Origin of the sequence: Flavobacterium sp. F52, from assembly GCF_000278705.1 — a bacterium.
Taxonomy (GTDB): Bacteria; Bacteroidota; Bacteroidia; order Flavobacteriales; family Flavobacteriaceae; genus Flavobacterium; species Flavobacterium anhuiense.
Genome location: NZ_AKZQ01000035.1, coordinates 77,133 through 98,565, shown reverse-complemented (window position 1 = coordinate 98,565; position 21,433 = coordinate 77,133). Strand labels below are relative to the sequence as shown.

13 protein-coding genes are annotated in these 21,433 nt (G+C 35.7%); 11 read left to right on the top strand and 2 right to left on the bottom strand.

Translation table 11 applies throughout. The annotated features are described in order from the left end of the window. The first annotated feature begins 30 nt into the window (after positions 1–30). From FF52_RS18150 to FF52_RS18100, 11 genes are all read left to right on the top strand, one after another. The gene (locus FF52_RS18150; RefSeq protein ID WP_008467830.1) at positions 31–1,608 is read left to right on the top strand and encodes a glycoside hydrolase 43 family protein; all 1,578 of its coding nucleotides are present in this window, start codon (positions 31–33) and stop codon (positions 1,606–1,608) included. Between the two features lie 58 nt (positions 1,609–1,666). After that, positions 1,667–3,025, top strand: a complete 1,359-nt coding sequence (locus FF52_RS18145; RefSeq protein ID WP_008467829.1) for a glycoside hydrolase family 43 protein — start codon at positions 1,667–1,669, stop codon at positions 3,023–3,025. A 68-nt stretch (positions 3,026–3,093) separates the two neighbouring features. Beyond that, on the top strand, positions 3,094–5,034 hold the full coding sequence (locus FF52_RS18140; RefSeq protein ID WP_008467828.1) for a glycoside hydrolase family 97 protein: 1,941 nt from the start codon (positions 3,094–3,096) through the stop codon (positions 5,032–5,034). A gap of 672 nt (positions 5,035–5,706) precedes the next feature. Next, positions 5,707–8,715, top strand: a complete 3,009-nt coding sequence (locus FF52_RS18135) for a SusC/RagA family TonB-linked outer membrane protein (RefSeq protein WP_008467827.1) — start codon at positions 5,707–5,709, stop codon at positions 8,713–8,715. Between the two features lie 12 nt (positions 8,716–8,727). Further along, positions 8,728–10,221 (top strand): RagB/SusD family nutrient uptake outer membrane protein, encoded by a 1,494-nt coding sequence (locus tag FF52_RS18130; RefSeq protein ID WP_008467826.1) that lies wholly within the window; start codon positions 8,728–8,730, stop codon positions 10,219–10,221. 160 nt (positions 10,222–10,381) lie between these two features. Next, positions 10,382–11,344: a glycoside hydrolase family 43 protein gene (locus tag FF52_RS18125; protein ID WP_008467825.1), complete on the top strand. Its 963-nt coding sequence runs from the start codon at positions 10,382–10,384 to the stop codon at positions 11,342–11,344. 49 nt (positions 11,345–11,393) lie between these two features. Further along, positions 11,394–12,677, top strand: a complete 1,284-nt coding sequence (locus FF52_RS18120; RefSeq protein ID WP_035691903.1) for a glycosyl hydrolase family 8 — start codon at positions 11,394–11,396, stop codon at positions 12,675–12,677. A gap of 18 nt (positions 12,678–12,695) precedes the next feature. Further along, positions 12,696–13,811: an alpha/beta hydrolase-fold protein gene (locus tag FF52_RS18115; RefSeq protein ID WP_008467823.1), complete on the top strand. Its 1,116-nt coding sequence runs from the start codon at positions 12,696–12,698 to the stop codon at positions 13,809–13,811. Positions 13,812–13,850: 39 nt separating this feature from the next. Then, positions 13,851–15,017, top strand: a complete 1,167-nt coding sequence (locus tag FF52_RS18110) for an alpha/beta hydrolase-fold protein (protein ID WP_008467822.1) — start codon at positions 13,851–13,853, stop codon at positions 15,015–15,017. Positions 15,018–15,270: 253 nt separating this feature from the next. Further along, complete coding sequence (locus tag FF52_RS18105; RefSeq protein WP_008467821.1) at positions 15,271–16,245, top strand: ornithine cyclodeaminase family protein; 975 nt, start codon at positions 15,271–15,273, stop codon at positions 16,243–16,245. After that, the gene (locus FF52_RS18100) at positions 16,238–17,305 is read left to right on the top strand and encodes a proline racemase family protein (RefSeq protein ID WP_008467820.1); all 1,068 of its coding nucleotides are present in this window, start codon (positions 16,238–16,240) and stop codon (positions 17,303–17,305) included. The genes FF52_RS18105 and FF52_RS18100 overlap by 8 nt, the downstream gene beginning before the upstream one ends. Before the next feature lie 270 nt (positions 17,306–17,575). Here FF52_RS18100 and FF52_RS18095 read toward each other — a convergent pair whose 3' ends face one another. Continuing rightward, entirely contained in the window at positions 17,576–18,358 is a 783-nt protein-coding gene (locus FF52_RS18095) for a GLPGLI family protein (protein WP_035691899.1), read from the bottom strand. A gap of 4 nt (positions 18,359–18,362) precedes the next feature. Beyond that, positions 18,363–21,047, bottom strand: coding sequence for an outer membrane beta-barrel protein (locus FF52_RS18090; protein WP_202802111.1), 2,685 nt, complete (start codon positions 21,045–21,047; stop codon positions 18,363–18,365). Positions 21,048–21,433 lie beyond the last annotated feature (386 nt).

The following is a 21,433-nucleotide window of genomic DNA, read 5'->3' as shown; positions in this document are numbered from 1 at the left end:
TTTCAGAGATCTCGAAAATAAACAACAACAATGAAAACAAAAGATTTTATTTATGGTTTTTTGGCGATTACATTTACTATTGTAACAAGTCATTCTCAAAAAGTAAAAGCCCAAAATCCTATTATTTTTGCAGATGTTCCCGATTTATCTATAATTAGGGTTGACGACACTTACTATATGAGCAGCACCACAATGCACATGAATCCTGGAGTGCCTATTATGAAATCTAAGGATTTAGTGAATTGGCATCTTGTTAATTATGCCTATCAAACCTTAGAAGATAATGATGATCGCTTGAATCTAGATCATGGTAAAAATGACTACGGAAGAGGTTCTTGGGCGAGCAGTCTGCGTTATCATAACGGAATGTATTATGTGAGCACTTTTTCGGGAACAACAGGCAAAACCTATATTTTTTCTACAAAAGATATCGAAAAAGGGCCTTGGAAAAAGATTGTTTTAAATAATTCCTATCACGACCATTCTCTTTTCTTTGATGATAATGGAAAGGTTTACTTGGTTTGGGGTGGCGGAAAACTTCAAATTGTCGAATTAAAAGAAGACCTGTCAGAAGTTAAAGAAGAAACAAAGAAAATTTTAATTGAAAATGCTAATGCTCCCGCGAAGAGCGATATCATGCTGCCGGCAGAGGGATCACAGCTTTTTAAAATTAACGGAAAGTATTATCTGTTTAATATCTGCTGGCCAAAAAACGGTATGCGCACCGTAATCGTACATAGAGCAGATACTATTGCAGGGCCATGGGAAGGAAAGATCGGACTGCAGGATTTAGGCGTTGCACAAGGCGGACTTATTGATACTCCAGACGGCAAATGGTTTTCGTATTTATTTAGAGACGCAGGTGGTGTAGGACGTATTCCATATCTGGTTCCTGTAAAATGGGAAAATGGCTGGCCAATATTGGGCGAAAATGGTAAAGTGCCTCAAAATTTAGATCTTTCAGCCAATAAAAGCTTAATTCCCGGAATTGTAAACTCAGACGAATTTAACCGTAAAAACGGAGAAAGCGACCTGCCTTTGGTTTGGCAATGGAATCATAACCCAGACAATGCAAATTGGTCGGTAAAAGAAAGAAAGGGGTATTTAAGATTAAAAACAGCCAGAATAGACAGCAGTTTTACGCAGGTAAAAAATATTTTGACACAGCGAACTTTTGGTCCTGTATGCTCAGCAGCCACAATGCTTGAACTTTCAAAGATGAAAGAAGGAGATGCTGCAGGTCTTTCGCTGCTGCAAAAAGATTTTGGTCTTGTGGGAGTAAAAGTAAATCAAGGAGCAAAAAGAATTGTGATGATGGATGCTGAGGAAGGAAATTCAAAAGAAATAGAAAGTGTACCATTAAATCAGGACAAAATATATTTTAAAGCTGAATGCGATTTTAGAAGTCAAGCAGATCGAGGAAGGTTTTATTACAGTTTAGATGGCAAAAAATGGATCAGCATAGGAAAACCAATCAAGATGCCATACACAATTCCGCATTTTATGGGCTACCGATTTGGACTGTTTAATTATGCTACTAAAACCGCTGGAGGTTTCGCTGATTTTGATTATTTCCGAATTGAAGAAAAGATTTCAGAAACGAATTAGCTTCTAATTAAAGTTCTAACGGTGATTTAAAATATAATTAATGAAAATATATCATATAATGTATTTAAAAAGAATAAAATTTCTAGCAGCATTTATCATTCCTGTATTTGGTTTTTCCCAAAACCCTATTGTACAGACAAGCTATACTGCAGATCCAGCGCCAATGGTTTACAATAATAAATTGTATTTGTATACTTCGCATGATGAAGACGATTCTACTTGGTTTACTATGAATGACTGGAAATTGTACACTACAGAAGATATGGTAAACTGGACAGATCATGGTGCTGTATTATCGTATAAAGATTTTAACTGGGCAAAAATGAATGCTTGGGCCATTCAATGTATCGAAAGAAAAGGCAAATTTTATTTGTATGCTCCAATTACAGATAATGAAGGGCGAAATGGGATTGGTGTTGCAGTTTCAGACAGTCCGTATGGACCATTTATAGATCCGTTAGGAAAACCTTTGGTGCAAAATAGTGACGCCGATATTGATCCGACTGTTTTTATAGATGATGATGGGCAAGCCTATTTATTGTGGGGCAATCCAGTTTGCCATTATGTGAAATTAAATGAAGACATGATTTCTTATAACGATGAGGTAAAGATATTTCCAAACACAATTGAATCATTTGGAAAGCGCACAGGAAAAGAAGATCCGCGCAGACCTACCACTTATGAAGAAGGACCGTGGCTTTATAAAAGAAATAAATTGTACTATCTGTTTTTTGCTGCAGGACCAATTTCTGAACACATAGGGTATTCTACAAGCAAAAGTCCGCTTGGGCCTTGGAAATACCAAGGGGTTGTAATGCCAACACAGGGAACGAGTTTTACAAATCATCCTGGAGTAGTAGATTTTAAAGGAAAAACCTATTTCTTTTACCATAATGGAGCTTTGCCTGGTGGAAGTGGCTTTACCAGATCTGTAGCCGTTGAAGAGTTGCTTTTTAATTCTGACGGTAAAGTCAAAGAAATGAACATGACAGAAGGCATCAAAAAAGGAATGGGAAGCCTGAATCCTTATGCTAAGTCAGAAGCAGAAACGATAGCTTGGTCTAAAGATGTAAAATCCATGCAGAATAAGGAAGTTGGCGTTTTTATTACAGCCATGAAAAACAATGCCTTCACAAAAGTCAGAGATGTTGATTTTCGTGAATCGGGCGCTTCAAAATTTACGGCTCGAGTAGGTACTACGCACAATGGAAATGTGTCTATGGAAATAAGATTGGATAGTCTGGATGGAGAATTGATAGGAGCAGTAAAAGTTCCTATGACGGGAGGAAATGACAGATGGACTCTAGTTACAACAGACATTAAAAAAGTTTCGGGAGTGCACGATCTTTATTTTATATACAAAGGCAATGCTGCCGAAAAAATCATGTATTTTGATTATTGGATGTTTTCGAAATAACATTTTTAGCTAATCCTACTTTAGTAAAAAGAGTTTAATCATTACAAAAAGAAAAATCTTCAAAGGTTATGAATCTTAAAAAAATAATATTCTTGTGTTTAGTTAGTTTCTTAAAACTAAACGCCCAATCAGTTGTAAAAAGTCCAGACGGAAAGCTTGCGTTATCGGTTTCTGCAGATAAGGGAATGCCCCAGTATAGCGTAACCTACAACGAAAAAACATTTATAGAAAAATCCCCATTAGGCCTAAAGACAAATGCGGGAGATTTCAGCTCCGGACTGGCTTTGAAAGCAAACGGCGTCCAAAATAAAATTGACGAATCCTATCAGCTGCGCAACATTAAAAAAAGCAGCGTGCATTACACGGCCAACGAGGCTGTTTTTTCGTTCACAAAAGAGGGCAGACCGGCTTTGGATGTAATCTTTAGGGTAAGCAATAATAATCTGGCATTCAAATATAAACTGTATCCGCAGAAGGAAACGTTTTCCTGCATGGTCCAGGAAGAGGCTTCGGGATTTCTGATGCCTAAGGGAACTGCGACATTTCTGTGCCCACAAAGCAATCCCATGACAGGATATGCGAGAACAGCTCCCAGTTATGAGACTTCATACGCTCTCGATGATGCAGTGGGAAAAAACGGCTGGGGAAACGGATACACGTTTCCATGCCTGTTTAAAGTAAACGGCGGATGGGTGCTGATTTCTGAAACAGGGGTGGACGGCGGCTACTGCGCCAGCAGACTGATCGGACATGAGAACGGATTATATTCAATCGGATTTCCGATGCCCGGAGAAAACAACGGAAACGGAACATCAGCGCCGGGAATTCCGCTTCCGGGAGAAACGCCGTGGCGTACTATCACTATTGGAGAAACGCTTGCTCCGATAGTGGAGACCACGATTCCTTTTGACTTGGTCAAGCCAAAATATGAAGCTTCCAAAGAATACCAGTACACCAAAGGGACTTGGAGCTGGATAATAAAAATGGATAGTAACACAACGTTTCCCGTGCAGAAGGAGTACATCGATTTCAGCGCGGCGATGGGATATGAAACCATTTTAATCGATGCGCTTTGGGATGTGCAGATTGGCCGTGATAAAATAGCAGAACTGGCGGCATACGGCGCTCAGAAAGGCGTTGGGCTTTATTTATGGTACAATTCAAACGGGTACTGGAATGATGCTCCGCAAGGCCCGAGAGGACTAATGGATAATGCGGCCATCAGAAGAAAAGAAATGGCTTGGATGAAAAGCATCGGAATCAAAGGCATTAAAGTAGATTTTTTCGGAGGAGACAAGCAGGTGACCATGAAACTGTATGAAGATATTCTGACGGATGCCAATGAATTTGGGATAATGGTTATTTTCCACGGCTGCACCCTGCCTCGAGGCTGGGAGCGCATGTATCCGAATTATGCCTCCAGCGAAGCGGTTCTGGCAAGCGAGAATCTTCATTTCGGACAGCAGAGCTGCGATAATGAAGCTGTAAATGCGGCAACGCATACTTTTATCAGAAATGCGGTGGGAAGCATGGATTTTGGCGGAAGCGCTTTGAACAAATTCTACAATAGCGATAATATTCCCAACAAAGGCTCTAAAAGAATGACTTCAGATGTATTTGCTCTAGCCACTTCAGTTCTTTTCCAAAGCGGTGTGCAGCATTTTGCTTTGGCGCCTAATAATTTAAATGATGCTCCAGACTGGGCCATAAAATTTATGAAGGAAGTGCCGACGGTCTGGGATGAGGTTCGCTTTTTGGACGGATATCCAGGGCGATATGTTTTATTAGCCAGAAGAAAAGGGGTAAAGTGGTATATTGCGGGAATTAATGCTGAAAATAAAATATTAAAGATAAAAGTGAAGCTAGAAATGCTTAATTCTGGTGCCACGGTAAATTATTATGCAGACGATGATCAGTTAAACGGAAAAGTAAGTTCACTGAAGATGAGCAAAAGCAAAGAAGTTGAAATAAAAATCCCTAAGAATGGAGGTATAGTGATAACAAATTAAAGGAATAATGTAGTCCGCTTAATTTATAATAAGCCAATTCAGAATTTGAGTTGGCTTTTTTATGCAATAAATTTTGATAGCAGTATGAATAAGCTTATTTCTTTTTTTATTGTAGTTAAATATTTCTGTAAGCTAAAAGGTCAATTTTACTAAGCAAAAAAACTGCATTCCTTTTTAACAACCGATTGTTATTTTGACTTTTTTTATTTCTTTTTAAATCAATATTGCTCTGATGTTAATTGCAAAACCTACCTTTTAACTATTTTAGTAAAATTTTACTTATTTTTTAGTAGTTTTTGAAAGTTTTATCTTCTTTTTTAAATATTTATATTTTTTGTAGAAAATGAGTCAGTTGGCTACAGATTTATTATTTTTTATTTTAATATTATTTTTAAAATGTATATTTCTTATTTTTTTTGGTTTAAAAATATTTTTAATGTTTTTATTTCTATTATTTTTTGAGTTTTTTTTAAATAAATTATAAAGCAACCGATTGTTTTATGAGTTGTTTTTTTATATTTGTGATGATCTCTTGTTTGTGAAAATGGATTCATTATGGAAATCGTCTTTTGCACAAAAGATTTTAATATAAACTGAATAAATATTATGAACCCTTACTAATTAAAAAAACAAAAAACCATTAACTATTTAAACCAAACAAAAACAATTAATATGAAGTTAAAGCTCAAAATTGCACTAATCGGACTGCTGATAGTTGGCAGTCATAGTATAATGGCACAATCAAAGACCATTCATGGCGTGATTACCGACCCTTCGGGATTTCCTTTGCCAGGTGCCAGTGTTAATGTAGAAGGTACGCAGAATAGCGCATCAACAGATTTTGACGGTAAGTACTCTTTAAAAGGAGTTAATCCTACTGATAAAATAACGTATTCTTACGTCGGTTTAGTTTCACAAACGATTACTGTAGGTGAAAGAAGCTCAATCAATGTAACTCTAGTTCAAAACACGCAAAACCTTAATGAAGTTGTAGTGGCCTATGGTACTCAAAAGAGAGCGAAGGTTACAGGAGCGATTTCTACGGTAAGTTCAAAAGATATTGCCGCAGTGCCTATTACCAATGCTGAATCTGCTTTGCAAGGACGTGCAGCAGGGGTTACAGTCGTAAACGGCGCGCCTGGTTCTAATCCTACCGTTAGCATTCGTGGACTGGCAACAATGGGAAACAGTGCCCCTTTGTATGTAATTGATGGAGTTTTAACTGGGAATCTTTCTGGTTTAAGCCCTAATGACATCGAGAGCATTTCTGTTTTGAAAGATGCTTCTACAACAGCTTTATATGGTTCTAAAGCTTTTAACGGGGTTATTATGGTTACTACTAAAAAAGGAAAAAAAGGTCCAGGTCAGTTAAGTTTTAGCACTTATGTGGGAGGACAGGAAGTAACAAAAAGATATAGTGTTTTAAATACACAGCAATACCTTCAATATGCTAAAGATTTAGGAAGCGACTTAACGGCTAGAGCAGCTGAGTTTGGAAACATCAATACCAACTGGCAAGATCAGATTTTTCAAACTGGTGTTATGCAGGATTATAACTTGAGCTTTTCAAATGGAACAGAAACTTCAACAGGACGTTATTCTGCTGAATATATGAAACAGGAAGGAGCTATTATAAATACTGGTTTCGAACGTTATTCTTTCAGAGCCAATAATACACAGGATATTGGTAAACTAAAGATTGGAAGCAACATGGGGGTTTCTTTCAGCACGATTAATCCAGAACGAAGCTCAGGCGGAAGAACATTATTAGAGCATGCCATTAAAATGGCACCGTATTTTCCGATTTACAATGAAAATAGTTTAGGCGGTTATCAAGGTCCTAGTGCCATTGATGGAAATGATGCTGAAAACCCAGTGCGTGTAGCGAATTTGGGGTATCAGAAAATAAATAATCTATCTATTATCGGAAATATTTATGCAGAATTAGAAATTTACAAAGGTTTGAAATTCAGATCGCAAGTTTCTTTAGATTACTACACAAGTAAAGACCATACTTTTATTCCAAGTTTTCAAGATGGTTCTTATCACAAACAGGCTTTTTCTTCAACCAACGAAACAAATTCTCAAGGACAAACTATCGTTTTTGATAATAGCTTAACGTACAAAACAACGATTGCTCAAAAGCACAACCTTGAAGTGTTGGGAGTTATCACTAAAATTGACGGAAAAGGACAAAGTTTAGCAGCGGGAAGCCGTTATTATATTTCAAACGAAATTGATCAGTTGAGATATAATGAAGGAAGTTTAGGATCTTCTAATTATGAAGAAAAAAACTTAGGATATATAGCTCGTATCAACTATGACTATGATGGCAAATATCTTTTAGCTGTTTCAGGGCGTAGAGATGCATCTTCTCGTTTTGGGGCAAATAACCGCTGGGGGAATTTCTATTCTGTTGCATTAGGGTGGAATATTGCAAAAGAAAATTTTATGCAAAATTCTGTTTTTAGTACTTTAAAACTTAGAGCTAGCACAGGAACAACAGGAAACGATAGAATAGATAATTACCAATACAGTGCTACTTTATTGGCAAACTACAATTACCCAATTGGAGGCGCAAATGCACCAGGAGTTTCTTTAGGTGTTGCGGCTAATCCAGATTTGAAATGGGAATCAAAATTAGATCGAAATATAGGGGTTGATTTTGGTTTATTTGATGATAAGCTAACCGGTTCCTTTGAATATTTTAATAATAAAAGTAGCGACATTCTTTTTGCAGTTCCTCTTGCTGCTTCTGTTGGTTCTGCAGGTGGTGGAACTCAAATTCAAAATATTGCAGACGTAAAAGTAAGCGGTTTTGAAGTTTCTATTGGTTACAATGACAGAAAAGGAGACTTTACATGGTCTGCAGTAGCAAATCTAGGAACAAGTAAAAATGAAGTGGTTGGTTTAGCGCCTGGAGTAACAAGCGTATTAGGAGGTCCTTCTGCAAGAGCAGGTTTAGAAAATTTCTCTAGATTAGAAGTAGGACAGCCATTATTCTATTTTTATGGATATCAGACTAATGGAATTTACCAAAATCAGGCAGAAGTAGATGCTGTTTTTGGACCAGGTCAGACTGCTATAAAACCAGGAGATATTAAAATTGTGGATCGTGATGGCAATAAAGTGATCAATTCAGATGATAAAACAAACATTGGAAATCCATACCCTGATTTTACTTACGGTTTAAACCTAAGTGCAGCATATAAAAACTTTGATTTCAATTGCTTTATCACTGGAGTGGCAGGTAACGATATTTATAATGCAAACACTTTTGACTTAAAAGGAATGAACCGTTTATTTAACGCCAGCACAGATGTTTTAGATAGAGCAAATGTTGTAAATGGAGTGGTAACAAACCCTTCAGCTACATTGCCTAGAGCACAGGGGGCAGACATCAACTGGTCTTCAGCAAATCAACGTTATATTGAAGATGGCTCTTTTACAAGATTAAAAAACATCGCTTTAGGATATACATTGACAGGAGATGCTTTTAAAAGTTATTTCTCAAAAGCGAGGTTCTACATCAGCGGACAGAATCTTATTACAATCACAAATTACTCTGGTTTAGATCCAGAAATTGCAAGAGCAGATGGTAATGCAAATTCAGCAGGTATTGATTTAGGAAGATATCCACAGCCAAAATCGGTAATTTTTGGAATTGATGTTACATTTTAATACTTAAAGACGATGAAAAAAATTAAATATATACTTATAGTACTGTCTGGAGCTTTAACTCTAACTTCATGTGACAGTAGCGAATTAGAATTGACTAATCCCAATACTTTATCGCCTGAAACTTTCTTTAAAACCGAAACGCAGGTACAGTCTGCTGTAAACGCTTCCTATGCCAACCTCCAGACAAGAGGACTTTATGGAAGAAATCTTTTCTTTGCCATGGACCTTATGGGACATGATGCTTTAGGAAATCCACAGTTAGAAGGTAACAAAAAGCCTTTTCAGGATTTTTCTTTTAATGCAGGAAATGATATTATTCAATACTATTGGGAATCTTGTTTTACAGGAATATCCAGAGCCAATTTTGTGTTAGACAACGAACCTAAAATCAATGCTCTTCCAAATTCTGTTTTGTCTCAAGAAAAAAAGAACAAATATTTAGGAGAAGCTCATTTTTTAAGAGCGTACTATTATTTCCTATTAGTAAGACGTTTTGGCGATGTGCCAATTTATAAAACAGGTACTATTGTCGGAAATCCAAGAAGTCCAAAAACAGAGGTTTATGCTTTGATTGAAGAAGATCTTGTATTTGCATCACAAAATCTTTTGCCAAAAGCTTCAGAGGCAGTTGGAAGAGCTAATAAAGAAGCAGCTTATGCGCAATTGGGTAAAGTGTTGTTATATCAAAAGAAATATAATGAAGCTTTAGCAGCATTAAACAATGTGACAAGTTATAGCCTTGAAGACAAAGGTAATTTTTACAACAATTTCATGGAGGAGACAGAACACGGTAAAGAATCGATTTTTGAAATTGAGTTTGATGAAAAAAATGGAACTGGTGATCAATGGGGAGCTGTTGGTGATAGCGGCGGAACTGGTTTTGATGAGTCAACTCTTAGAGGTCAGGAATACGGAAATCTTAGCTGGTACAATGTTTACCCATCAGATGAGCTTTTAGATTCGTATGAAGTAGGTGATAATCGCTTTGGAGATACTTTTTATGTTCCTGGTTCATCTTATCTAAAAGGAACCAAAGTTATGGTGGCAAGTAATTTTACTACCTCTGCAGGTATTAGGAGAGCAGGGTGGAAAAAATATCAAAACTATTACAATAGAGAAGATGAAGCGACACGTTCAAGCATTAACTTTAAAGTAATGCGTTATGCAGATGTATTGCTTATGAAAGCAGAATGTGAAAACCAAAGAGATGGCGGTTCTCAGACAGCAGCAATAGCATATATTAAAGAAGTTCGCGACAGAGCAAATCTAACAACTACTATTGCACCAACCAAAGAAGCGGTTTTTGCTGCAATTGTGCACGAACGCCAAGTAGAATTTGCTGGAGAACAATCTCGTTTTGATGATCTTATAAGATGGGGTATGGCAAGTACTGTATTGCAAGGTACAGGTTTTACAGCTGGTAAAAGTGAATTATGGCCAATACCAAATAGAGAAACATCTTCTAATCCTAATATAAAACCAAGCGATAACAATCCTGGTTATTAAGATAATTAAATTTTGGTTAGTTTAAGTTAAATAAGTCAAGTTAAGTTAAGTTAGTTTTTTGTAAACAGCGCATTTTACTGCGCTGTTTATTGTTTACAGAAATAAAACTGGAGAAAAAACTAATCGCATTTTCGTAATTATTTCAATTAAATCAAATAAAATGAAAAATACAGGCAAAATTTTATTTGTGCTCTTCTGTAATGTATTTGCAATACATGCAGAAGCACAAAACCCCATTATCAAAGATATTTTTACTGCAGATCCAGCTCCTCTCGTGCATAAAGGCACTTTGTATTTATACACAGGACATGATGTGGCAACTCAGGAAGATACTAATTATAAAATGGCCGACTGGCACGTTTTTTCTACAACCAATATGAAAGATTGGAAAGATCATGGAGCACCGCTTTCTCCGAGCACATTCTCTTGGGCCACAGGTGATGCGTATGCAGCTCAGTGTATAGAAAGAAATGGAAAATTCTATTGGTTTGTTTCTACATTTCATAAAAAAGACGAAGTAAGCCAAGGAGGTGCTGCAATAGGCGTGGCAGTTTCAGATAGTCCAACAGGTCCTTTTAAAGACGCCATTGGAAAAGCGCTTATCATAAATGAAATGACAACAGATATGAAGTATGGTTGGGATGATATCGACCCAACTGTATTTATAGATGATGATGGACAAGCCTATATGTTTTGGGGAAATGGAAGCTGCAAATGGGTAAAACTTAAGAAAAACATGATAGAGGTGGATGGAGAAATTACCACTTTCAAACCTAAAAATTATATCGAAGGACCGTGGGTGTACAAAAGAAAAGGACTTTATTATTTAGTGTATGCCAGCGCTGGAACAAAACCTGAAATGATAGAATATTGCACTGCAAAAAGCATAACGGGACCATGGAAGTATCAGGGAATTATCCAAGAAAATGTACAGAATAGTTTTACCACACATCCTGGAATTATTGACTATAAAGGAAAGTCATACTTTTTTTATCACAACGGAAGTTTGCCAACAGGAGGCAGTTACAGACGTTCAATTTGTGTAGACTATATGCATTATAACAAAGACGGAACTATTCAAAAAATTATACAAACCAATGAGGGTGTAGGTTTAGTAAAATAAAATCTCATTTTGTTTCTCTGATGGAGAATTACTATTTAAACAGATAAATATGATAGTATATAAAAACCTGAACATTAAAATTTCGGCGTTTACGTTGTTCATGCTGATAACGCCATTGTGGGTTATCGGACAGCATAAAAAGAAGACCGCTAAGACAGAGTCTGAAAGGCCTCAATATAGAAATCTCTTTAAAGAAGCAGGCTACAGCCAAATTGAAATAGACAAGAAAGTAGCCAAAGCTTACTTTGATATATTCGAAGGTCCAAATAAAGTATATTTTGAAGAAGGAGATTCTTTAGGATATGTTTCTGACGTTAAAAATAAAGATGCCCGTACCGAGGGAATGTCTTATGGTATGATGGTTGCCGTTCAGCTTAACAAGAAAGAAGTTTTTGATCGTCTATGGAGATGGTCTGTAAAATATATGCAGCATCAAGACGGGCCAAGAGAAGGTTATTTTGCTTGGAGCGTGAACCCGCTGACGAAAAAACAGAATTCTCCAGGTTCGGCTTCAGATGGTGAATTATATTTTGTTACAAGCCTTCTTTTTGCTTCTAACAAATGGGGAAACACTACGGGAATTGACTACTACAAAGAAGCCAGAAAAATACTAGATGCCATGTGGAAAAAAGATGGCACTGGCAATGTACATAACATTATAAACACCGAACACAAACAGATTTCATTTGTGCCTGAAGGAGGTGGTTATAACTGGACAGATCCCTCTTACCATGTTCCAGCATTCTATGAAATATGGGCATTATACGCTAAAGATGGCCATGAACAATTTTATAAAGAATGTGCAGAAGTTTCGCGTAATTTTCTACATAATGCATGCCATCCCGTAACAGGTTTAAATTCAGATTATACTGAGTTTAATGGCGAACCGCATCCCACGCCGTGGATGCCTCCGGGATTTCGTTACGATTCTTGGCGCGTTCCGATGAATGTGGCAATGGACTATACTTGGTATGGAAAGGATAAAAAATGGCAGGAAGGATACGCCAAACGTTTTCAAGATTTTCTTAGATCGAAAGGATTAGACAAGTTTGAAGATCAATTTAATTTGGATGGTACAACTCCCGACTTTATCCTTCAAGCTGGCCCTGTCAAAAAGCTAAGACATTCTATAGGATTAGTAGCCACATCAGCAACAGCATCATTAGTCAATCCCGATAAAGAAAGTTTAGATTTTGTTCATGCGGTTTGGAACGCAAAGCTTGAACCTTACGAAGACGGTTACTTTGATCCCTATTATGATGGACTGATGTATCTTTTTAGCCTAATGCATCTTAGCGGAAAATATCAAATTATTGTTCCAGAAGTAAAATAACTTTTAAAGCAAAAAAACATGAAACAGTATAAAATGGTTGTCTTATCGATTTTAGCAGGATTTGTTGGTTTTTCACAAACAAAGACAAATTCAATTATTGAAGATTTTAAGCCTTCAGTGCTAAATCAGCCAGGGCAGGAATATCCAAAAGTTAATTCTCAAGGCTATGCACGATTTCAAATTGCAGCGCCTGAAGCAAAATCGATTGTAGTGAGTCTTGGACTTGGCGGAGCCAAAGGTGGAACTGTCCTTACAAAAGATCAGGATGGTTATTGGAAAGGCACTACAGAGGGAGCAATGGATGAAGGTTTTCATTATTATCATGTAATTATTGATGGAGGTGTATTTAACGATCCAGGTGCGCTTAACTTTTACGGATCTACACGTTGGGAAAGCGGTATTGAAATTCCAGCGCATGATCAGGATTTCTATGCATTAAAAGATGTTCCGCACGGAAATGTGCAACAGGTACTTTTTCCTTCAAAAAGCACTAATACATCTCGCAGGGCTTTTGTTTATACTCCGCCTTCTTATCATAAAGATAAAGACAAAAAATATCCAGTTTTGTATTTACAGCACGGTTGGGGAGAAGATGAAACGGCTTGGAGCAATCAAGGACGCGTAAACTTAATTATGGATAATTTGATTGCAGAAGGTAAAATAAAGCCATTTATTATCGTAATGACTTACGGAATGACAAATGAAATTAAGTATGGAGGTTTGGCAAGTTTTAAAATAGAACCATTTCAAACGGTTCTGGTAGACGAGTTAATTCCTTACATTGATTCAAATTTCCGTACGATTTCCAATCAAGCAAACCGCGCAATGGCTGGCCTGTCAATGGGCGGAATGGAAACGCATTCTATTACGCTCAACAAACCTGATGTTTTTTCTCATTATGCGCTTTTAAGCGGTGGAATTTATAAGCCAGAGGAGATTAAAGATAAGTCAAAGCTTAAACTGATTTTTATAAGCTGTGGCAGCCGCGAAAGACCAGAATCAGTGCAGTCTGCAGTAAAAACATTAAAAGATGCAGGATTTAATGCTGTTTCTTACGTCTCTGAGAACACAGCTCACGAATTTTTGACTTGGCGCAGAAGTTTCAAGGAATTAGCTCCGCTTTTGTTTAAATGACACGCATTTTTTTATAAAAAATTAAACTAATAAGTAAGTATGAGACTATCTATTAACGCAGTGATTGCAATTTTTAGTTTGTATTTTCAGTCTATGAACGCTCAATCAGAGCAGATTATAACTGAAGATTTTAAACCTTCAGCAGTGAATCAGCCAGAAAGAATATTTCCTCAGGTTAATTCGCAGCGACGTGTTCGCGCTAGTATTTCGGCTCCAAATGCAAGCAAAGTACAGCTGGACATTGGCGGTGTAAAATATGATATGCGAAAAGATGATATGGGCGTGTGGACAGGAGAGTCAAATCCGCAAGATGAAGGATTTCATTATTATCAGTTAAATATTGATGGAGCTTCGGTTCCTGACCCTGGAAGTTTATATTTTTATGGTGCAGGAAGGCTAGGAAGCGGTATAGAAATTCCCTCATCAGATCAGGATTTTTTTTCCTTAAAAAATGTACCCCACGGCTTGGTAAGTGAAAATGTTTATTTCTCTAAACTGACCAATTCATTTAGACGCTGTTTTGTTTATACTCCAGAGGGTTATAACGAAAATACAAAAATGCGTTATCCAGTACTTTATCTGCAACATGGAAGTTTTGAAGATGAAACAGGCTGGTCTGCACAAGGCAAAGCTAACTTGATTTTAGACAATTTAATTGCTTCAAAAAAAGCAGTTCCAATGATAATTGTAATGGATAACGGATATGCTTATAAAGCTCAAGAAGGTAATTCCTCAGATAAAAATCCTAAGGAATCTGTTTTTGAAGACTTGCTTATTACCGAAGTTATTCCTATGATTGATGCTAAATTCCGTACAATTCCAAAACGTGAAAACCGGGCTATTGCAGGGCTTTCAATGGGAGCCAATCAGACCATGAGAATTATGATGAATCATTTAGATACTTTTGCGTATTATGGAGGATTTAGCGGTACAGCAAATTATCCAAGTTCTGATGCCATTGATGCTTCTACGTTTTTAAATGGAAAGTATAAAGACGGAAATGCCTTAAATAAGCAAATTAAACTTTTCTGGCTTGGATTAGGAACAAAAGAACCTGCTCCGTTTCCTAAATCAATTGGCGCTTTTCGTACCATGTTAGAACAGCAGGGAATTAAATATGATTATTATGAATCGCCAGAGACTGCTCACGAATGGCTCACTTGGAGAAGATGCCTACATCAGTTTGCTTCTAAATTATTTAAATAAATAGTCTAAATATTGAGTTGGGTCTGCTAATCATCATAAAAAAATAATGATTAGCAGACCCAACAGCATTTAGCCATTTGGTGAAATAATTCTTTTATCCAATCTCCAGTTATCGATTTCCAATTTAGTGCACAATGTTAATGAGGTAATTTGTACTATATTAACCCTAAATTAGTGTATGTTATCCAATTGCTGATGAAATAGTATTATGGCGAAATAATCTTCTATTTTTAGTGAAATTTCAACAAAATACATGGAGCCAATACAATTTATTTCAGATCATTTCATTGAAGAAAAATGCAATTTTAAAGAACTCATAGAAAGACTTCGGGCAGGATTTTCGACCTCAGATATCAAGGTGCCCATGCGTCATCATCATGATTATTCTAATCCAGAAGAAAGCAAAGATTCAACATTACTGCTGATGCCTGCCTTTCAAGCAGGTAAAGATTTAGGTGTAAAAATAGTTACAGTAAGTCCCAATAATGGAAAATATGATTTGCCTTCAATTCAAGGAACCTATATTTATTTGGATGGGCACAAAGGAAATATAAAGGCAATTCTTGATGCAAAATCACTGACAGGCAAACGTACTGCGGCAACATCTGCGTTAGCAAGCAGTTATCTTTCACGAAAAGATGCTTCTTCTATGCTGATGATTGGCACTGGAGCATTGGCTGTTAATTTAATTCAGGCGCATGCAAGTGTTAGACCAATAAAAGAAGTTTATGTTTGGGGAAGAACGTTCGAAAAAGCACAATTGGTTTGCGATGCACTTAAAAATTCTTCACTTATCTGCAAACCAGTTCCCACTATAGAAGAAGTCATTTCTGAAGTTGATATTATTTCAGCAGCGACTTTATCGCCTGTCCCACTTGTTTTAGGAAAATGGCTGAGAGCCGGACAGCACGTAGATCTTGTTGGGGCATATAAAAAAGATATGCGAGAAGCAGACGATGAAACAGTTTTAAAAGCAAGCTTATTCCTTGATACTTATCAGGGCGGACTAAAGGAAAGTGGCGATATCTTGATTCCGCTCACAAATGGAATTATCACCAAAGAAAACATAAAAGCAGATTTATTTGAACTGTGCAGCAATGCAAAACAGGGAAGAACATCATATGATGAAATTACCTATTTTAAATCTGTTGGACATGCGTTGGAAGACCTTGTTGCAGCGGGATATTTTTATGAAGAGTATAATTTAAAAACACAACAAAATGCCTAACATCTACCAAAATATTTGTAATAATACAGATTATAAATCCGATCCATCGGTATTACAGATAAAAACCATTGATATGCACACAGGCGGTGAGCCCTTACGTGTAATTGTTTCAGGTTTTCCAGAACTGAAAGGAAATACTGTTTTAGAATACCGAAGAGATATAAAAGAAAATTATGATTATTTAAGAACAGCACTGATGTTTGAACCTCGTGGTCATGCTGATATGTATGGCTGTATCTTGCTTCCGCCAAATGATGAAGACGCTGATTTTGGTATTCTTTTTATGCATAACGAAGGTTATAGCAGTATGTGCGGTCATGCTATTATTGCGATAAGCACGCTGGCTGCAAAAATGAACTGGATCAATGTGAAAGAAGGTGAAAATGAATTGAAGATAGATGCTCCTTGCGGTCGCATTATTTCATACGTCAACATATTAAAAGGTGAAGTAACAGGAGTGAGGTTTCATTGTGTGCCTAGTTTTGTAGTAAGTTTAGATCGTATTGTAAATGTGCCGGGCATTGGCAATGTAGTTTATGATTTGGCTTATGGCGGTGCTTTTTACACGTATGTCGATCTGAGAAAAAATACACATTTGAATTTTGGATTAACGGAAGAAAACTACAGAGCGATTATTCAAGCTGGAGTAGATATAAAGCATGCTGTAATGAGTCAAGATAAAGATATTCAGCATCCGTTTGAGGAGGATTTGAGCTTTTTATACGGAACTATTTTTATCGATGAGCCAATGGATATAGATAATCACAGCCGAAATGTTTGTGTTTTTGCCGATGGGGAAGTAGATCGTTCGCCAACAGGTTCAGGTGTTTCTGGAAGAATAGCAATTGAAAAAGCAAGAAATGCAATAGATACGAATGAATTTATCACGATAGAAAGCATAACGGGAAGTACCTTTATCGGATCGCTTGTGAAAGAAGAAAAATTTGGTCCTTTCAAAGCTGTAATTCCGCAAGTTGAAGGAACAGCATTTGTAACAGGAATAAATACATTTTTAATAGACCCAAAAGATCCGATGAAGAATGGGTTTATACTTAGATGATTAATTTTATATAAAAAAAAACTGTAGGTCATTAGATTCGCAGTTTTTTTTATTTCTATGTTTAGAGCAAAAAAAATCCTAATCTTTGATTAGGATTTTTGTGGGAAGCAGAATTTTAACTTTTAAATTTGAACCACTTATTTCACTTTTATTTATGTCTTAAATCTTTGCGCATCGATTCTGCTATACTATTGCTAGGCCATTTGTATATTTTGGAAATCTTAGAAGCGATTAGATAGTTTTGTGTAAAAATAAGTCTTTGAGAACTTGTTACAAGGAGTAGGCCAGCAATGTTTTTCTAGCCCATTTTCCCCAATTTTTTAAAGCTTCCAAAAGTGTTTTGTTTAGTTCTTTATTGTCAGTGGGCTTACCTTTTGTAGGAGGAGCCAAATCTTTCTCGAGCACTGGAATTTCAGTAACTTTTGTGGCAAACCATGTAATGTTTTCATGTGGAAGAGCTAGACCTAAAATCGTTCCGGGCAAGCCTGTAAAAGATTCAGGGCCACCTGAGAATGGAATTTGAATTGTGTAATAGGCAACTACATAGACAGAATCGATAATTATTGCATTTGCTCTGCGGCATTCATAACCCGCAATTTCTCTGGTTTCATCGGTAATTTTCCAGTCAATTTTACGTAAGCTGTCTTTAACTAAATATAAATTATCGTAAACGTTTTTTTGTGTGATACTGGTTTTTGTATCTAGATCTGTGGCTATAACATTTTTTAAATTGGCCATTGCATCGTCAGAAATCCAACTATTGCTTGCTGATTGGTTTGTTTCATCCCATTTGTATAAACTCTTGTTTTTTGAAAAACTGAGAATGCTTTTTGTAGTTTTAAATTGGGGATTGTTTTTTTTATAACTTTCAAAAGCAAGTTGATAATAACTATCAGTTTCTCCTTTTATTTTTTTTGCAATCAAAGCATACATATTCGATTTTTTCTCAAATTCGATTATGCCATTTTGTACAAAGTGGTCGTTTTGTGAAAAAGTATTGCAGCATGTCAATATAATTATTAAACTTAAGATGTGATTTATTATTGTTTTCATGGTTTTAGTTTTGTTTAATTTCTCCTCCGCCCATTTTGCTAAAATCCCAGCTTACGGAGAACATAAAGTATCTTTGGATAGTCGTATAAGTGCTTTGGTTGATATTTCCATTGAATGCAGAACGATTAAATCCTACATTTTGGTTCAAAAGATCTCTTCCCGTTATAGAAACTCTTAAATTATCTGATTTTAAGAATTTTTTGGTGACAGATGCATTCCAAATAAAACGTTCAAAACTTTCCTGAATAACTTGTGTTTTTCCATTATATTGATAATTACCATCTGTACTGATTTCTAGTTTGAAAGGCAACTGTATACTGCCCCAGAAATTTCCATTAACCCCCCAACCATTACTATCACTATTTTCATTTATGCTTGCTTCTGCAACATTGTAAGTAGGTCCGAAGCTAGTATTAAAATTATATTTTTTTTCTTTATACTTTGATAAGTTTAAATTAAAGGAATAAGTCGAATTTTTAGTTTGATTCAGTTTTGTATTGATGTAATTGTAATTTACATTTTTGTTAGCGCTTAAACCAATTCCTGCATTCATGTCTATGGCTTTGATTGTTCTGCCAAAATTACTATTCAAATAATAATTTGTTGTCGCTTTGTTTTTTAGGTTTACAAATTGAGAAATGCTTTGTCCTCTATCATTTGTAACCACATTACTTATTATTGGATTTAGCGTAAAATTATACGATCCATTAACCGAAAAATATTGATTGCTAAGTACTTTATACGAATAATAACTACCTCTAAAACTATTTTTAAAAGAAGGATCTAAATTTGGATTACCCAAAATCGTATTTAATGGGTTTTGATTATTTGGTATCGGTTGTATTTGTTCTAATGTTGGCTGCTCACTGTTTCCGTTATACGACAAACGCAGTGATTCTCTCTGTTTAAAATTATATTGATAGTTTATCTGAGGCATGTAGTTGATAAATTTTCGATTAAAAGAACTATCTCTATAAACATCATATTGCTTAAAGTTTACACCACTAAATTTAGATCCAAAAGAAAAAACAGTTTTATTTTTTTTGTAATTAAAAATAGCTCCAAGCTGGTTTATCGTTTGGTCTAATTCATAATTATTACTGAAGATGGAATCCAAAACATTATAATCGCCATTTGGAGATTGATTAAAAGATTTGCGATCAGCTTTTCCGTTACTAATGTTGAATCCATAATTAAGAATTACAGTAAAACTCTTGGATAACGGTTCGGTATAGATTAAATTCGATTTAAAAGCTGTATTTCTAATATTATTGACCTTATTTTGATCGACTACTTTGGTGCTATCTGGACTAATTACGGATGGTGTAAAAAATTCAGCTCTAGAATTTAAATAACCATCACTTTTGCTATCTGAACTTGATTGGCTTAAATTAAGAGATAAAGTTCGTCCTGTTTTTTTAAGTCTTTTGGTTAACAAAGTATTTATATTAAATATTTTATCATCAACATCGTTTGTAGTTGTCTGTTTCAAATTATTCAATTGGTTACCTTGTTCGTCAGTACCTTTTCGCATTTCTGCTTCACTTGAATTACTGTTTTTAAACAACCCATCTACATTTAATTTTAAAGTTAAAGTTGTATCAATTTTAATTTCATAAGCAAGATCAAGTTTATTTTTAGTCATGTTTTTCTCAAAACTCTTGTCTGAAGTATTATAAATACTGCTAGAACTTAAATTTTGCTGGTTAATATCATTGCGGTTTCCTGAAAGTTTGATATCGCCAATTTTATAATTTACATTGATAGATTCTTTGTCTTTATTCCATTTATTGTCAAAATGTATTCCGCTGGTTTGAGTTACAGGAATTCCTTCACCATTGAATTGTCCATCCCAGCTGTCAAATTCATCATTTCCATTGTTTGAAAAATAAATACCGCCGTCATCAGTTACTTGATAACTGCTTTGTCCATATTTATCTTTATCTCCCCATCCTAGTCCTACTTGCCCTGTGTTGCCTAAAATGCCATAAGCCGCTAATTTTTTCTTATCCCAAAACTTATTAAACATAGCTTGCCCTTTGTAAAAATTGTCGGTTCCTCCTCCGAGTTCTACTTTCCCGAAATGACCATTTTTTTTATCTTCTTTAAGTTTAACATTCAGTGTCTTGGTTTTTTGACCATCATCAATTCCCGTAAAAGCGGCCTGATCACTTTTTTTGTCGTACAACTGTACTTTATCAACCATGTCCGCACGTAGATTTTTTGTAACTAAAGTGGGATCATCACCAAAAAATTCTTCACCATCAACCAAAACTTTGGTTACTGTTTCGCCTTGAGCGGTAATTTTTCCATCTTTATCAATTTGTATTCCTGGGAATTGTTTTATCAGATCTTCTACTTTTGCATTAGGTTCTATTTTAAATGCTTTTGGATCAAATTCTAACGTATCTCCTTTGATTTTCATGGCAGCTCTATTGCCTTTTATAATTATCTCGGATAGTAATCTTCCTTTATCAGTCAAATTAATTTTACCGTAATCTTTGATTAGCTTTGTGGAATCAATAGAAAATTGATCTACAAAATCAGCATATTTGGGATAAGAAACCAACAAAATAAATTTGCCAGTTTTAATATTATTCAACTCAAAATAACCATTTTCTTTAGCTCGGGTAAATTTTATTAAAATGGAATCCTGCGCTCTTAATAAAGAGACTGATGCTTTCGACAAAGGAGAATTATTTATGGTATCTATTGCATATCCTTTAACTGTGCCTGATGTTTGTGCCCGTAAAATATTTGATAAAAAAAGAAAGCAACATAATACTAGAATAGTTTGTCTCATTAATTGGCTGTGGTTTTTTGAAAAATAGGCATGATGGTTCTATTCCATTTTTTCAGAAATAGAAATAAAATGCATTTGTTGTCTGATTTGTTTTTGGGTAAGCAGGATTGCAGAATCTAATACAGAAATTGAGATCGTGACTTTTGATGCAGGTTTGCTAAGGTGTGGTGGTTTGATTTTATGAAATTCATATTTTTTTGCTAGGTTTTGATTGTTAGTGCTATGTATTTTAACAGTTTTATATTGTTATGGTTGCTATAATAGTTAAATGT

What these genes read in the sequence shown, in the direction of transcription:
- FF52_RS18150 (WP_008467830.1), top strand. Translation starts at nt 31, where the DNA reads ATGAAAACAAAAGATTTTATTTATGGTTTTTTGGCGATTACATTTACT.
- FF52_RS18145 (WP_008467829.1), top strand. Translation starts at nt 1,667, where the DNA reads ATGTATTTAAAAAGAATAAAATTTCTAGCAGCATTTATCATTCCTGTA.
- FF52_RS18140 (WP_008467828.1), top strand. Translation starts at nt 3,094, where the DNA reads ATGAATCTTAAAAAAATAATATTCTTGTGTTTAGTTAGTTTCTTAAAA.
- FF52_RS18135 (WP_008467827.1), top strand. Translation starts at nt 5,707, where the DNA reads ATGAAGTTAAAGCTCAAAATTGCACTAATCGGACTGCTGATAGTTGGC.
- FF52_RS18130 (WP_008467826.1), top strand. Translation starts at nt 8,728, where the DNA reads ATGAAAAAAATTAAATATATACTTATAGTACTGTCTGGAGCTTTAACT.
- FF52_RS18125 (WP_008467825.1), top strand. Translation starts at nt 10,382, where the DNA reads ATGAAAAATACAGGCAAAATTTTATTTGTGCTCTTCTGTAATGTATTT.
- FF52_RS18120 (WP_035691903.1), top strand. Translation starts at nt 11,394, where the DNA reads ATGATAGTATATAAAAACCTGAACATTAAAATTTCGGCGTTTACGTTG.
- FF52_RS18115 (WP_008467823.1), top strand. Translation starts at nt 12,696, where the DNA reads ATGAAACAGTATAAAATGGTTGTCTTATCGATTTTAGCAGGATTTGTT.
- FF52_RS18110 (WP_008467822.1), top strand. Translation starts at nt 13,851, where the DNA reads ATGAGACTATCTATTAACGCAGTGATTGCAATTTTTAGTTTGTATTTT.
- FF52_RS18105 (WP_008467821.1), top strand. Translation starts at nt 15,271, where the DNA reads ATGGAGCCAATACAATTTATTTCAGATCATTTCATTGAAGAAAAATGC.
- FF52_RS18100 (WP_008467820.1), top strand. Translation starts at nt 16,238, where the DNA reads ATGCCTAACATCTACCAAAATATTTGTAATAATACAGATTATAAATCC.
- FF52_RS18095 (WP_035691899.1), bottom strand. Translation starts at nt 18,358, where the DNA reads ATGAAAACAATAATAAATCACATCTTAAGTTTAATAATTATATTGACA.